This is a genomic window from Chitinimonas sp. BJB300, assembly GCF_002735695.1.
Classification (GTDB): Bacteria; Pseudomonadota; Gammaproteobacteria; order Burkholderiales; family Chitinimonadaceae; genus Chitinimonas.
In genome coordinates this window covers 1-16357 of the sequence record NZ_PDZH01000093.1, presented here as the reverse complement: position 1 = coordinate 16357, position 16357 = coordinate 1, and the positions used below count along the sequence as shown (strand labels likewise).

General features: G+C 58.4%; 2 protein-coding genes. Both read left to right on the top strand.

Annotated elements, in window-relative coordinates; translation table 11 throughout:
- Positions 1 to 17 precede the first annotated feature (17 nt).
- Positions 18 to 15404, top strand: coding sequence for a LysM peptidoglycan-binding domain-containing protein (locus tag CSQ89_RS15255; RefSeq protein WP_233203196.1), 15387 nt, complete (start codon positions 18 to 20; stop codon positions 15402 to 15404).
- Entirely contained in the window at positions 15383 to 15949 is a 567-nt protein-coding gene (locus CSQ89_RS15250; RefSeq protein ID WP_099406986.1) for a hypothetical protein, read from the top strand. The genes CSQ89_RS15255 and CSQ89_RS15250 overlap by 22 nt, the downstream gene beginning before the upstream one ends.
- Positions 15950 to 16357: the final 408 nt, after the last annotated feature.

The following is a 16357-nucleotide window of genomic DNA, read 5'->3' as shown; positions in this document are numbered from 1 at the left end:
GCGATGGCCGTACCGATGTGGTGCAGTTGTGGCGTAACGGAGCGGGTCTGGCGGTGGCGACAGCCTGGTTGTCGGACAGCAATGGGTATGTCCAGGGCAGCGACAGCGTGCTGGGTGCCTGGCGCGACGATGCGGTCTACCACCTGATGAATAACAATGCCGATGGCAAGGCAGATCTGACCGCAACCTGGTTGAATGACGATGGTGCGCGGGCGATAGGCACGTGGTTATTTGGTGCCGATGCAACCGGGGAACCCGCTACGTGGCAATTCGCTAATCGGTTGTTGAGCGGCGCAGCGGCGACACCCAACAGTTTTGCCACTATGACATTAATGTCGGCCAAGCTGGGCTTGGACGGCACGGTGAATTGGCATGTCGCACCTAAGCCCATGGCGGGTTTCGCCAGTGGGGAACAGGCCAGCGCTTTAGCTGCTCCACCGTCCTTGGACCTTAATGCGCGCAGCAAGCTGCAAACTCAGCTGGCAGGCGCAAAACCGCTGGCCGTGGTCCACCATGTATTCGATGAGGCAGGGCGTGAAGCCTATACCGTAGATGCGACCGGTATCGTTACCCAGCATCGATTTGATGCCCTGGGCAACAAATCCACCACAACGCGCTTTGCTTCGGTACTGACAGCGGCAGCGCCTTATACGTTTGCAGCGCTGGATGCCTGGGCTACAACGGCAGCCAAGCCGGCGCAAGACCAGCAGACCCGTTATGTCTACGATGCGCTTAACCGCGAGCAATACAAGGTGGATAGCCAGCGTGCTGTCACTGAAACGCGCTATGACGCAGCGGGCCGTATTACCCAGGTAATCCGTTACAGCACACCGCTGGCCGCGACGGCGCTGACGGACAACCCCACCTCGACCACGATTGCCACCGCCCTGAAGGCCGATGCTGCGCTGGATTTGGCGGTACGTTATGGCTACGACGCGGCAGGCCGTCAGCGTTATGTGATTGATGGTTTGGGTTTTGTGACCGAAAAGCAATACGACGGTGCAGGCAATGTTTACAGCCAACGTACCTACCACCAGGCGATTGACTTGGCCGCTTGGGATGCCCAGGGCACGCTCGCGCTGGTCAAGGACGATGCCCATGATGTGCGCAAGTACCAGTTGGTGGATGACGCCAATCGGCCGCTGTTTGATGTCGATGCGGCGGGTTATGTCACCCGCTACCAGTACGATGCGACTGGCCTGCTTAGCGGCAAGGTGGTTTACGGTCAGGCGCTGACCTTCACCGGCGAACCTTCTTTGCAAGCGGTGTTGGCCGGGTTGCCGGCACAAACCAATGCCGTGGTCGATGTCATTGAGCAATACACCTACGACACGGCCGGGCGCATTCAATTCGTGGTGGATGGTGCAGGCCGCGTTAGCCAGCGTTGCTACGATGGGGCGAATCGCCAGACCCGGACGATCCAGTACGCTACGCGCTATGACGCTGCCACTGGCTTGGCCCCATACACCACGCTGGGTGTGAATGACCGGGTGACCGAAACGGTGTACGACCTATTGGGACGCGCGGTTTACCTGATCGACGCCGAAGGCAAGGTCACCGAACAGCGTTACAACGCCCTCGACCAAAAGACCCACATCGTGCGCTATGCCGACCGCGTTGCGGTTGATAGAACACGCGATATGACGGCTTCGGCATTGTCGGTTCGCTTCCAAGACGTAGGTAAGGACGACCGCCAGACCCGCCATTACTATGATGCAGCAGGGCGCTTGAGCTATAGCGTCAACGACGCAGGCCAAGTCAGCCGTTTTAGTTATGACAGCCTGGGCCGCCTGCTGCACAGCGCACAATTTGCCAAACTGGCACCAAAGCCAGAGATGACGCTGGCGGAGTTGCAAACGCAGTACAGTGCGCTCGACAGTGCCACCGACCGCCGCACCTACAGCGTTTACGACCAGCATGGCCGTGAAGTCTTTACTGTCGATACCCTGGGTAACGTCACCGAAAAACGTTACGACGTGTATGGCCAGTTGGTGGGCAAGACCGACTATGCCAAGCCGATCGCCACGCTTGCCGATATCAGCATCACGGGCGTTCGCGCGCTATTGAAGGCCGATGCGCAGGACAGGCAGCAAAGCTACCGCTATAACGCGGCGGGCAACTTGGTCGACAAGCAAGATGCCTTGGGCCAGCACGATTTGTACACCTACGGGGCGACAGGCAAGCAGCTGACGCATACCGATGCCCGCGGCAATAAGACGGTGCGCGAGTACGATGGCCGCGGCTTGTTGATTGCCCAAACCGATGGCACGGGTAATGTCAGCCGGGTGACCTACAACGCCCAAGGTTTGTCCAGCACGGTTACCGATGGCAAAGGCCAGACCAGCACACGCACCTATGATGGCGCGGGGCAGCTGATCGCCAGCACCGATGCGCTTAACCATAGCGAACGCTATGAATACGATGTTTTCGGCAATCGGCTCAAAACAACCGATAAGCTCGGTAACGTCAGTCAATCTGAGTTCGACCGTGGCAATCGCTTGGTCAAGCAGACCGATGCGCTGGGGCGTATCACGCAAAACCAGTACGACGAGAACGGCAATCTGGTACGCCAGACCGATGCCAAACAGCAAGTCACAACACGCTATTACGACCGCCAGGGCCGGGTGATTTCAAGCATCAACCCTGCGGGCGAAGTGACCGAGTATCGTTACGACACCTATGGCCAATTGGTATCGACCTTGCGCCATCACGAGCGGCAGGGCGCTGCCAAATTAGTGCAGGACGACCGCGATGCGCTGGTTCGCCGTGAATACAACGTGGCTGGCCAACTGGTGCGGCAGGTGGATGCGCTAAAGGGCGAAACCACCTACCGTTACGACCGCTTTGGCAACCTGGCCGAAACCACCAACGCCGGCGGGCAGGTGACGCGCACTGAGTACGACGCGTTGAACCGCGTAACCGCCAGCGTGGACGCCTTGGGCAAGCGGACGACCTATGAGTACGACGCCAGCGGCAATCGCAAGGCCATGGTCGATGCACTGGGCCACCGCACCGAATATGAATACGACGCCGCCAATCGCCTCGTCAAAACCACCGACGCCACCGGGGCAAGCACGCAATATCGCTACGATGCCAATGGCCAGCAGGTCGAAGTGACCGATGGGCGCGGCAACAAGCAACTGAGCACCTACGACGCGGTCAACCAGTTACTGACCACTACCAATGGTGCCGGCGATGTAACGCGCTATGCGTACGATGCTGCTGGCCGGCGCATCAGCGTCACCAACGGGGCCGGCAACGTCACCGCGTCCACCTTTGATGCCGCAGGGCAGCTGAAAACGCTGACCGATGGCACCGGCGCGGTGACCCAATACCGCTACGACAACGCAGGCAATTTGCTGTCCACGGTCGATGGCAATGGCAACGAACAGACCCGCCGCTATGATGCTGCCAACCGCCTGGTGGCTACAACCGATGGGCTCGGTCTGGTGACCGAGTTTGCCTACGACACGTTTGGCCGCAAGCTGAGCCAAAGCCGGGCTGGTGTGGTGCAGGCCAGCGAATATGATTTGCTCGACCGCTTGGTCGCGCAGGTGGATGGCGAAGGCTACCGTACCGAGTACGCCTACGATGCACTGGGTAATGTTGCTGAGATGCGTCGCGCCATCGATAAGGCCGGTACGCAATGGGCAACCACGCGCTATGGCTACGATGCGCAAAATCGACGTATCTACCAGCTCGACCCTGGTCAACATCTCACTTACACCGAATATGCGGATGACGGACAAGTATCGGCGCGCACGGTATACGACGGCGTCGCCGCATTACCCGCGACGCCCCCAACGGGACCAGGCCGTACCGTACGTTACCAATACGATGCCAATCACCATGTGATCAGCGAAAAGGGCGTGGATGGCAGCGAGACGCTGTACGCCTACGACAAAGCAGGCAACCTCGAAAAGAAAACCGAGTTTGCTGGCACACCCAAAGCCAGCGTTACCACCTACCGCTACGATGGGGCCAACCGTCTGGTCGGCAAGACCGAGGCGGAGGGCAAGACCACGCAGATTGTTTACGACGGTGCAGGCCGCATCAGCCAGCGCATTACCGGCAGCAAGACCGAAACCGCGCGTACCGAAACCTTTGCCTATGACGGCGTGGGCCATGTGGTGCGCGAGCAGGATGGTGTGGGGAATGTCACGGTCAAGCAATACGACAAGAACGGCAATCTGGTGCTCAACCAGCAGGCCCATGGCACGGCGGCATTGCGTGAGACCCGCTATCGCTACGATGCCAACAACCAGCAGATCGAAGCGAAGAACACGGCGGGGGTACAACGTACCGAGTACGACGCCTTCGGCAACAAGACCCGGGTAAAGGTCGGCGAGACCAATGCGGTAACCAGCCAGTTCTTCTATGACAAGAACAACCAGTTGGTACGTACCGTCGACGGTATGGGCATCACGGCCGAGTTCACGGTGGATGGCCTGGGCCGCCAGTTGCAGTCGACCGACGCTGCCAATCAGGGCACGAAGGCCCGGTTGGAGCGCAAGACCTATGACGCTGACGGCCATGTGCTGACGGATACGGATGCGGCCGGTTACACCACCCGCTACCAATACGATGTGCAGGGCAATCGTACCTCGATGACGGTGGGGGAATACCTGCTCGTGGCAACCGATGCCGGTTACGACGCCACCCGTGCGGCATTGGCGCAGCCTGCCAAGACGACCTACACCTACGATGCAGTAGGTCGATTGGTCAGCACGCTAAGCCCAGGCGGCACCTTGGTGACGCAAAGTTACGATGCGGCAGGCAATATCGAGACAGTGACCACGTCGGACGCGCTGGGTGCAAATGCGCGCGTCACCCGCTTTGGCTACGACCGGCAAGGCCGCCGCATCAGCGAGACCGACGCCAACGACTACACGACGCAATTCACCTACAACGAGTTTGGTGAAAAGAGCAGCGCCACGCGTGGCCTGTACTTGGTGCCGGTGACGGATGCGCAGCATTACGACGCGGCCAAGGCTGTAGCCGCCAAGCCAAGCACCACGCAGTATGAATACGATGCCAATGGTCGTTTGGCGGCTGAAATCAATGGGGCGGGCAACCGTACCGAATACCAGTACGATGCCCAAGGCAACAAGTCGGCAGTCATTCTGGCGGCCGGCACCCCCTTGGCGCGCCAGACCACCTATCTGTACGACGGGGCGGGCCGCTTGGTCGAAACCCTGACGGCAGAAGGGGGCCGTACGCTGCGCAAATACGACGCGGTATTTGGCGACCTGGTGGTAAGCGAGGACATCTTACAAAGCAATAAGGCAGGGAACGAGGTCTGGCTGCACCGTACCTTCAAGTACGACAACAACCGTCGCCTGACGACAGAGCTGACCGATGCCGGCCAGACGATGGATTATGGCTATGACGTCTATGGCAATCGCCTCGATGCGCAGAACAAGCAGTTGGCGCACAAGACCAGCTTGGTTGAGTACGACGTGCTTGACCGCAAGCTTGCCGAAACCGATATCGCCGGCAACCGCAGCACCTACCATTACGACAGTCGCGGCAACGTCATTAGCAAGACCGATGCGTTGGGCCAAAGCACGTATTTCTATTACGACGCGGATAACCGGGTTATCGCGACGATCGACCCGATGGGCTATCTGAAGACCGCCCGTTACGATGTGCATGGCAGCAAGGTGGAAGAACGCCAATACGCGTTGCCGGTGGCCAAGGTGGGTGACTTTGTGGTGCCGAAAGGCAAGAACGACCGCCACGACCGTATTGCCACCTATAGCTACGATGCCGCAGGCCGCCTGTCACTGCTTACCGCAGCCGATGGCAGCCAGATTGCCTACGTGCGAGATGGCCGCGGCAATGTGCTGGCAGAGCGCAAATTTGCCAATCTGGCCAAGCCGCGTGTTACCCAGTACCAATACGACGGTGCTGATCGCGTCACGCAGCAAATCGACCCGGCGGGCCTGAAGACCGAGAAGACCTACGACGCAGCGGGCAACCTCAGCCGCCTGGTGGAGCAGGGCGGTGAACAGGCCGCGGGCATCAACCGCACCACGGTGTACGAGTACGATCGTGACAATCGCCAGATCAGCGAGACGAAGGACCCGGGTGGGCTCAAGATCACCAACCGGATTGAGTACGACAAGGTTGGCAACCTGGTAGCGCATGTCGATGGCAATGGCAACCGGCGCGAATTCCTGTTTGATGGTTTGAACCGCACGCTGTCGGAAACCAATGGCCTGGGCCAGACGGTGAACCGCTATAGCTACGATGCCCTTGGACGGGTAGAGAAGGTGGAGGGTAAGGACGGCGTGGTGAGCTACACCTACGACCGCAACAACCGCAAGCTTACCGAAACCCGCAATCTGAACTGGATGACGTTTGATGCTCAGGGTCACAGCACCGTCACCCGATATCGGTACGACACCCTTGGCAATCTGCAGCAGACAACGCTGCCAAGCGGCGCGCAGGAAACCCGCTGGTACGACAAGGGCGGCCGCCTGGTGGCGCTGCTGGATGTCGACAATGTGCTGCGTGAATACCAGCACGACGCCTACAACGATGTAGTCAAGGAAACGGCCTACCTCGAACGTCTGGAAAAAATCGCGCAGGATCCAACCGTCCGGCCCAAGACGCCGAAGGGTGAAACCCACGTCATCAGCCGTGAGTATGATTTGGCCGGCCGCCCCACCCGGGTGGTGTACCCGCAGGTGGATGTTACCCGTTTGACCAGCCGGGACCGCGGCAACCCAGCAACGGTAACCGAACGCGTTGCGCCGGAAGAGCGTTATGTATACGACGGCTATGGCGCGGTGGCGGATAGCACCAACAAGGAAGGCCGCCGGACCCTGAGCTGGTATGACGGCGCCGGGCGCGTTAGCGCCGTGGTTGATGCGGCCGGTTACCTCAATGAAGCCAGCTACGATGCGGCGGGCAATCGCATTCAGCAACGTGCTTATGTCACACCGCTGAACCTTGCCGGGCTTAATCCATTGGGTGACAAGCCGGTGGGGCAGGGCGCGGTGGCGGTGACCGACTACCGTTATGACGCAGCAGGCCGCTTGGTCGAACAACTCGACCCGGCCCGCAATGTGCGCGACAGCCTGGGTAATACGGTGGCGAATGCCCGTCCGGTTACCCGTACCCGCTACGACAGCGCCAATAATGTGGTGCAGCAGATCAAGGGCGCGGACACCGCCGATGCCTTGAATGTCTTCCACTATTACGACGCAGCCGGCCGGCTGATCGGCACCATCAACCCCAGCCGTATGTTGACGTTGTACAGCTATGACAACGTGGGCAACCGCGTGGCCGAGCAGCGCTTTGGCAATGCGGTCGGGGCCGGGGTGGACTTGGCCGGGCAGGCAAGTGACTTTGGCGCGTTGTACAAGTTGGTGGGCGACCATGCTGACGACCAAGCCACGTTGTTCCGCTACGACGACTTGCATCGCCTGAAAGCCCAGCGAGAAGCGCAGGGCGCGATTGTGCGCAATGCAACGGGACAAGTGACCGAGCTGACCGGTGAAGTGGCCGAGCTGCACTACGGCTACGACACGTTGGGCAACCGCACCTATGTGCGCAACGCCAAAAATCAGGTCACCAGCAGCCAGTTCGATGCCAAGAGCCGTGTGACCAAGGTCGTGAACGTCGATGGCAGCGGCACGATTTCGCGCTATGACGCGCTGGGCAACCGGGTATTCGTCTACACCGGCGAAATGCCCAATGCCGCCGTACAACCGGCAGGTATTGCGGCGACGCAAGGCGATACGCTGAACATCAACTGGAACCTACCCACCGCGTCGGAAGGCCGGACCTGGGTGGTGTACGACCTGCAGCCCCATGCCAAGGTCGATGATTACCCTGCCAGAGTGGGCGAGCAGTTGGCCAGCCTGGGTGGGCATACCGCTCAGCTGCCCCGTCCACCGGCCGGTACGCAGGTCTATTTCCGCGTGGTAAGCCAGGATGTGGCCGGCAATATGGTGTGGAGCGAGGAACAGACGCTGACGGTTGCCCCGCAATACGACAGCGTGGAAACCAGCCGCACTGCCAAGGGCGAACTGCGTATGCTGGTGCATTTCGACGGCGCGGTTGAACAGCCGAGGATAGTCTGGCAGGGCAGCGGCAGCACAATGAACCACGAGGTGACCCTGACGGCCCTGGAAGGTGGTTACTATGCCGCCGTACTGGGCGATGTCGGCCCGCTAAATCAGTTCAACTACAGCGTGGTGTGGCAAGACGCGACGCACCAATTGCAGCGCGGCCCGAGCCAGACGCTGACCAACGCAGTGCAGCGCTTCAGCCCGACGACCACGGCATACCATCAGGTCATCAACCCTGAAGCGGCCAGCGCCGACACCTATCAATACAAGACCGTGCTGCAGGTGGCGTTCAATAACGACCAGTCGGACATGAAGGTGTTACGTGCCGACTGGCGCAAAAAAGGCAGCAGCGAGGTGGCCAATCGGTCGAGCATCACCGGCCGGTATGAGCAAGGCCGCTGGTTGTTTGACTTGGTCTTGGGCGATAAAAACACGCCCATGGCGGTGGGGGATTATGAAATCACGCTGTCCGGCATGCGCCTTGGTGGCGAAACGGTGGAAGTGGACCGGCTGAGCTACACGGTAAGCGCGCTGGCCAAACCGGCAGACGCCGCTGCACAGGCCTCGATCAGCGCCCCCCCGGTGAAGTTGCAACACGTCACCTGGACGGCAACGCAGCTGGGCATCAATGGCCAGTGGGTGATGCTGGATGGCCAACTGCAGACCGTGGACAACCAGGGTGGCGCATCGGTGTTGGATGGCAAGGTCATCAACGAAGGCATGCACAACCTGGATGTGCACTACACCCAGTCGGTGAAGACTAGCCATATGGTAACGGGGCGAGTTGCACCGGCTATTCGCACCGAGACAACGGCGGTGCCGGGTCAGTACATCGTCAAAGATGCGGCAGGTCGTGAAATCTACGTTATCGACCCGCAAGGGTTTGTTACAGAGACACGCTACGACGCGGTAGGCAACCCCATCACCAAATACCGGTACGCCAAGCCTATCCAGGTACCTACCGTCGGCAGCGTCGACCAGCAGACGTTGACGCTCAATGGCACGAATGCAGCGCTGCGTGGTACCAGCTTCGCCAATATCGACATGAGCAAGCAGTACAAGGTGCGCATTCGATTACGCCAGTTGACCGGCCAAGGCGTGATGTCGTCTGGCGTCACCACCCTGAATGCCGCAGGCGTTGAATTGCATAACGCCGGCAGCACCTTCTCTTACGCTGCCGTGGCAGACAAGGTATTGACGCCCGAAATGGGTTGGCAGACCTTTGAAGGCCTGATTGGTGGCGAGAACCCGCCGAATGCAGGTGCTGCGCTCAACCACAACAAATTCCTGGCAGGCAGCGTCAAGGCTGCGCCATTGCTGCTGTATAGCTATGGGGCTGCAAGCAATGGCGACCCAAGCCGCCTCGTGGAATTGGACACGCTGGAACTGATCGACGTCGCCACAGGTGAAGTCATCAGCGCCAATAGCAATATGGGTAAGGGTGCCAGTGACTGGGCATTGGTCAACGGTGGGTTCAACAACGCCAATAACGGTGTTGCCTTGAATGCAGACTTGATCAAAATCCTGCTGCGCCCCGATGCCGCCAATGATAAGTCATCCCCTTTCGTTGATGATGGGTCTGGTCTCCATATTCCTGGCGCTTACGACTACACCTACACCGCCAACCTCAGCGCTGAAGAAATCGCCGGGGTGCGGGGGGATGTCAAGCTGTTGCTGACTCGCCAGTCGGACAAGGTCGAGCAGACGGTGACCTTGACGCGGGATGGCAATCGCTTCAGCGCCAAGCTGCGTGAACTGAAGGGTGACTACACTTTCAAGGCGTATTACTTCGATGCGCAAGACCGCATGGTGATTGTGGACTGGCACACCCAGTCGGCGAAAGATAGTTACGACGCGGGTGGTTGCAGCGGCACGGTGGTGGCGAAGGAAGAGGGCATCAGCCTTAACCGTAATGCAGGCAACCTGTGGGTGGGCAGCGGTACCTATCTGGGTGCGCTGGCCAAACCGAAGAACCTGTTTCTGAATGTCGCCGTCAAAGGCACTGGCCTTACCGCCGGCAGCCGGCAGAGTGATGGACGCGACAACGGCTATTACCTGGAAACTCGCTACGACGCGATGGGCCACACGGTGGCCAGCATGGAATCGGACGGCATATGGCGAGAGCATGGCATCGACCTCGCCGGCAATGCAGTGCGTACCGACCAGTACGACAAGCAGGGCGGCAGCGTGATGGCCACTACCTATGCCGATTACGACGGCCGTGGCCGCAAGGTGGCGGAATGGGGTGCGGCGTATCAAGCTGTGACTTCGGCGGATGACGCCACCGGCCGCCAGCAGCGCCTGCTCACCCAGTCGCGCTACAACCAACTCGACCAGCTGACCGATCAGGTCGTGCTGTACCGCGATGTAGCAGGCGATGTGTTTACCGCCGCGCTCGATGGCAGCAACGGCGCACGGCAAACCCATAGCTACAACCTGGGCGGCAACCGTACCGATAGCAAGAATGCGTTGGGGCAAAACCGACACAGCGATTTCGACATCCATGGCCGGGAAACCAGCACGGTGGATGCATTGGGCTTTCGCAGCAGCAAAACGTACGACGTACGCGGCAACCTCGGCAGCGAAACCAACGGCGCCGGTGGCGTCACCCGGCACGAGTACGACACGCTGGGCCGCGAAACCACGCGGATTGATGGCAATGGCAACCGCACGGCGTTGAAGTACAACCGCCGCAACCACCTTGTGCAGCAAGGCACCACGGTGTTCGGTTACGACTTCAATGGCAACCGTACCAGCAGCCTGCGCGGCACGTATAAGGTGGAGCAAGGCTACGACGCACTCAACCGCGTCATCAGCACCCGTACATGGCAGCTTGGGCAGGAAGTCGTCGAAAGCCGCCGTTACGACGTGTACGGCAACCTGATTCTTGAGGTTGATGGCGAAGGCCGTACCAAGAGCTACCGCTATGGTGCGTTCAACCGCCTGCTGGAAAGCACCGACGAAACCGGGCTGACCAACCGCTTCGAGTATGACGGCCTGGGCCGGCAGATTCGCGAGTCCAACAGCGAGGGCAAGGATATCCGCCGCAGTTGGGACGCAGCCGGCCACCTATTGCGGGTGGCGGATTATGGCAAGGCCATCACGCAGGCCGGCAGTACCTCCCCATTAAGGGGTTGGAACGCGATTGCCAAAGGGTTGATGCAGCGGGTGACTGCCCATCTGCAGAGCAGCATGACGACTACCCCCGCCAACCCCGCCAATGCAGTGCTGGTCAAATACACCGACTACCGCTTTGACGAACGCGGCCAGAAGATTCGTGAGATCAGCAATGGTGTGGGCGAAGCGGCCACCTATGGGCGCGACACCCGCTACAGCTACGACGCACTGGGCCGGCAAACCGGCTGGGCCGAAGCCGCCACCGGCGTGGGCAGCCAGCAAACCTACGACGCCAATGGCAACGTGGTGCGCATTACCGGCACCGGCCGCAATGCCTTCGACCATGTGTATGCGTTTGACGGCGCAAACCGCGTCACCCAGGAAATCAAGGGCGGCGAGCTGCGCCACAGCTATGTGTACGACGGGGCCGGCAACCGCCTGCAAGACTATGACGCCAAGCTGGGCACGACGGTGAACTACCTCTACGACGCCGAGAACCGCGTCACGGTGGCCCGTTGGTACGGCAGTGCGACGGCGCAGTCTGCCAATGCCGGCTTCAAAGACCCGGTTGCCATGGCCAGCCTGGGGATTATCGACCGCAACAGCGACTCGATCACCCTGCAAAGCGGGCCGATGGAAGTGACCGTGGCGTTGGGCGAAGGCCGCACGCGCAGGTTGCTGGCCGAGCAATACCTGGGCAGTGGCGACCTATGGCAGCGCATTGTGCTGGTGGGTGGCGGCACAGCCGGTGCCGACAGCGCCCTGGCGCTGGGCACACGGGTCAGCTTTAACCGTACCCTGCGCGATGTGGCACGGGCGCAGTATGGCGATGAATCGGGCTGGAATGAGATTGCCAAGGCCAATGGGCTGAACAACGCCGATGCTGAACTGGCGGCGGGTACCCAGCTCAAGGTGCCGCACCTGTGGCAGCAGACGTGGGAATACGATGCCAACGGCAATATCATCCGCCAGAACAAGGGCTATGGCTGGTTCTACGCCCAGAGCAGCGCCAGCACCTATACCGAGAACAACCTCAAGATCCAGAGCACGGAAGCGAGCCAGATTGCGGTACGCGTACCCGGGGCGGAAGGCGGCGGATTCAGATGGCTGGCCCATAGCCGGGTCGGTTCCATCCTCACCCCGATGCAGGTCAGCAAACAAACCTACGACCGCAGCGGCCGCATGACCGGCATGCTGATGCACAGCTACAACGACCTTAAACTTGGCACCCTCGTCGGCCCGGTGGCCAGTGGCGGTGTGATCTCGCTCAAGCAGTATTGGAAGGGCGGGCGGATGACGTTTGAGAACAGCATGGGCACCGAAATGGTAGGGGGCTGCAACACCTACTACTTCGGCTACAACTACCACGCCGACGGCCGCATGGCCGGCATCACGGGCAGCGGGCCGAAGGGTGCCAGCGGCAACAGCAGCTTTGAATACGACGTCAACCGCCAGCTGGTCAAGCAGGTGCAAGGGCAGGGCGACGGCATGGTGGACAACGAACGCTCGATCTTCATCCGTAACACCGATGGCCAGGTCATCCACAAGGTGCACCACACTGGCCGCAGCGGCGAAAGCATCGAGAACATCCACTACCTGTACGCCAATGGCCACGCGGTGGGCGAAACTGGCGTGTATGCCGACGGCACGCACAAAACGCAACTGGACGAAGGCCGCTTCGCCCGCATCGAAAGCCTGGGCAAGGACCACCCCGGCAGCGGCGTGGGCACCTACACGGTGCAGGGCGGCGAAACGCTGCGGCATATTGCCGGGCAGGTCTACGGCAATAGCAACCTGTGGTACCTGCTGGCCGACGCCAACGGGCTGAGCGAAGACACCGAGCTGAAGGCCGGCACCCGCATCACGATTCCGAACACCTCAAAAAGCGACGCCATCAGCGCCGACACCTTCAAGGCGTACAAGGAAGATGAGGTGGTGGGCAGCCAGATGCCGAATCTGAAGACCCCGCCACCGAAGAAGAAGTGCGGCGCGTTTGGGGTGCTCATGCAGATCGTAGTGACCATTGCGGTTGCCTATGCAACCGGCGGCAATGTCGCGCTGGCATCACATGCGGGTAAGAAGGCACGGCAATACACCGACCTCATCGTCAACAACGAGTTCGATTGGGGCCGTTTCTTTGACCGTAGTGTGTTCAATCCCTTTGGTGGCAACAAAGACGACTTCTTCCGGTCGATTGTCGACCCGATGGCCAATGGCGCACCGGATAAGGTGGACTACAAAGGCGATGCTTTCGCGATGGCTGCCGCCTATGCGGGGAACTATGTTGGGGGCGGCTTTGCTGGCCCAGCCACCACCTATACCGTCAACCATGTGCTGAACAAGCTCGATGGGCGAGATGTGCATTTCAGCATGAAGCAGATCGTCGCACAGGGCACAGTTAACATGCTGGTTCCTGGCGGTGGGATGTGGGGCCAGGTCGCACGGGATGCGTTGACGCACAAGCTGAACCAGGAACTGGATCGCAAGGGCCGTTACAAGGGCGAATTCAACCTGCGCAAGTCGTTCAACAACGCGGCCTTGAATGCTGCGGCCACCGCAGCAGTTCAATACAGCGCAGAGTCACGCGATGCCAGATTCAAAGAAGAAGCAGGCTATGGCCCACAACCGGGGCCGTCCTTTGCACGGATTGCGGCGGAAGCCATTGGCGGCAGGAGCATGGCTGGTTACATCAACAAACAGTGGAATATGGGTTGGACTTTCACCCCAGAAGCCCCAGCACCGTCATCGACGATGGGTAAATTCGCGGAAGACTTTGCGGGTAGAAAGATTGCAGGTTTCTTCGACGATAAGTTCGACCTAGGTTGGTACAGCCCAGCGCCAGCCGAGCCCATGCCGGGCCAGAACCGCAGCGAAATCCCTCGCAACTGGCGGTCGTTATTTGACGACGAGGATGTTGGCAGGGCTGGCTCGGGAGGTGGCATTGGTGAGTGGGGTGGCGGTGGCGGTGCCGGTGGTAGTGCCTGGGAACCAGCCATTGGCGACCGTGGGCAAGTTGCGTATCGCCGGCCAATGGGCCATGAGCCGATGGACGACCCAAGGCTGAACAATTATCGGGGTAACGGTGGAGATAGCTTTGCACTGAGTACGTCTGGTGATGCCGATATAGCCGATGCACTCGCCAATGAAAAAAGAGCCGCTTACGCAGAACAGTTCAACGGTTTGCATGAAAAGCAAGATCGACTTAGCAGGTTGAAGCAAGACTACGCCAGAAATGTGGAAGCCTTAAGGGTGGCCGAGGTAACCGCGAAACTTGATCACCTAGGTTGGACGACGGGTTCTGATGGCGCTCGTTCCTTTATTGATACCAGCGGCCCTTATGAAACACGGCTTGTTCGCGAACAGCCTATGCATGAGGGGAAGAGTGTTCTAAGCGCTTGGAATGGCGAGCGGGGTGTGTCTCCTGGCGATCGACTCAGGCAACTCGCAGGCAACATTGATCAAGTTGCTTCCAGTGGTCCGGTAGGTGGCATGCTTGGCACGGGCTATGTCTTTGGCTCAGCATATAAAGGCAGCGGTCTTGATGGTATTGGTGATAAGACGTTCATGGACTTGTTAAAGATCGGCCAATCCGTTGATGCACTTGCAATGAGACGTGGACATCCGTTAGAGCCTATGCGGCCGCAAAGGCAAGGCTTTATCCCGCAAACCAATTCGTTAACGGTTGTTTCGGCCTGGAATCCTTATGGGATTTCTAGTGGTGTTCCTAGTGCTTCAAATAGTGGTAGGTACGGTGGCAATCCAGAATTGCTGAAATGGAGCTTAGCTGAGCAGGCGGGCATACCTAAGTACATTGATCTGGCAAAGCCAGATAATGTTTGGGGGCTTGATGGAAAAGATTTAATTTCCCATTACCGTATGAGAGGTTTCGAAGGAACAATGCAATCACCTAGAGCCGGCACATCTGGTAATGCTCAGGTATTCTCTTTGAATAATCACCCCTCTATTTCTAGTGTGCAGTATAGCCCAGACACTCGCCATCTCCCACCGAGTCAAAGATCTGTACACAAAGGTGAATATTATAAATTCACTACGGTCGATGGCGTCAAAGTAAAAATATTAGACCCACAGTCTTATCAGATTGACAGGAGAGGTTGGCCAGAAAAAAATACAACATATTTTAATCAAAACGGAAAAGCTATTACTTACGATCTGGAGACTAATAAATGGATGGAGCAACGAAAATGAGGCGTCAATTAAGCTGGTCAGCAGACATTATTCCCGGGGGGGCATTAATGGGGGTTAATCTTGGAATGACTCTTGTAGAGTTTAAAGCTTTGCTTTGTAAGGAAAATGTGTCTTCCGGCATGAATGGGCTAGTTAAATTTGATAATTCTCCCTTGCTTAAATTTGAAGAGAGCGAGAATGGGTTTTCAGTTCTTGCTGCTGATATTTCCAATGTTTCATACGAATGGCAACGTGAAGTTATGGATATTGGGTTTGATGATGGGCGACTTATTTATTTTAGGGTAATTAGCCCAATTGATACACGATTTGAGTATAAAGGTAAAATATTTGGCGATATCGGGCTCGGTGAAAAGGTAGAGTGCCTTCGGAAATATTATTCGGAAATCATCTATGATGACGTAGAAGAGTGGTTTTACTTTAAGAATGGCCCTATTGGTATAAGGGTTAGTGCAACAGATGATTTCAAAGATAATGAATTTAACGGTCTTATTAATTCAATTTGTATTCAGTCTCACAGATTTCTCGATGTAATGGATGGAGCATAGTTACCGAGAACCGCGTCACGGTAGCCCGTTGGTACGGTAGCGCGGCGGCACAATCGGCCAATGCCGGCTTCAAGGACATCAACGCCGTAGCAGGCTTGGGGATTACCGATCGCAACAGCGATTCGATCACCCGTAAGCAATGGGATGGACCCCTCCTCACCTAAGCGGCATCTAGGTGCCAGACTGGTAGTTCCGACCACCAGTCAACGGTAAAGAGGAGTCCACCATGAAGAGTATTCGAGTTGGCGTCGATTTGGCAAAGCTAGTGTTTCAGGTGCATGGGTGTCAAACAGCGCCCAATAGTTACCAGGTAACAGCGTCCAATTCTTTCCATTTACTCAGTACGTCTTCGACCCTTTCTTGCGGTGTTTGAATCGGTAGGAATCATTACCCGTTTCCAGAATGTCG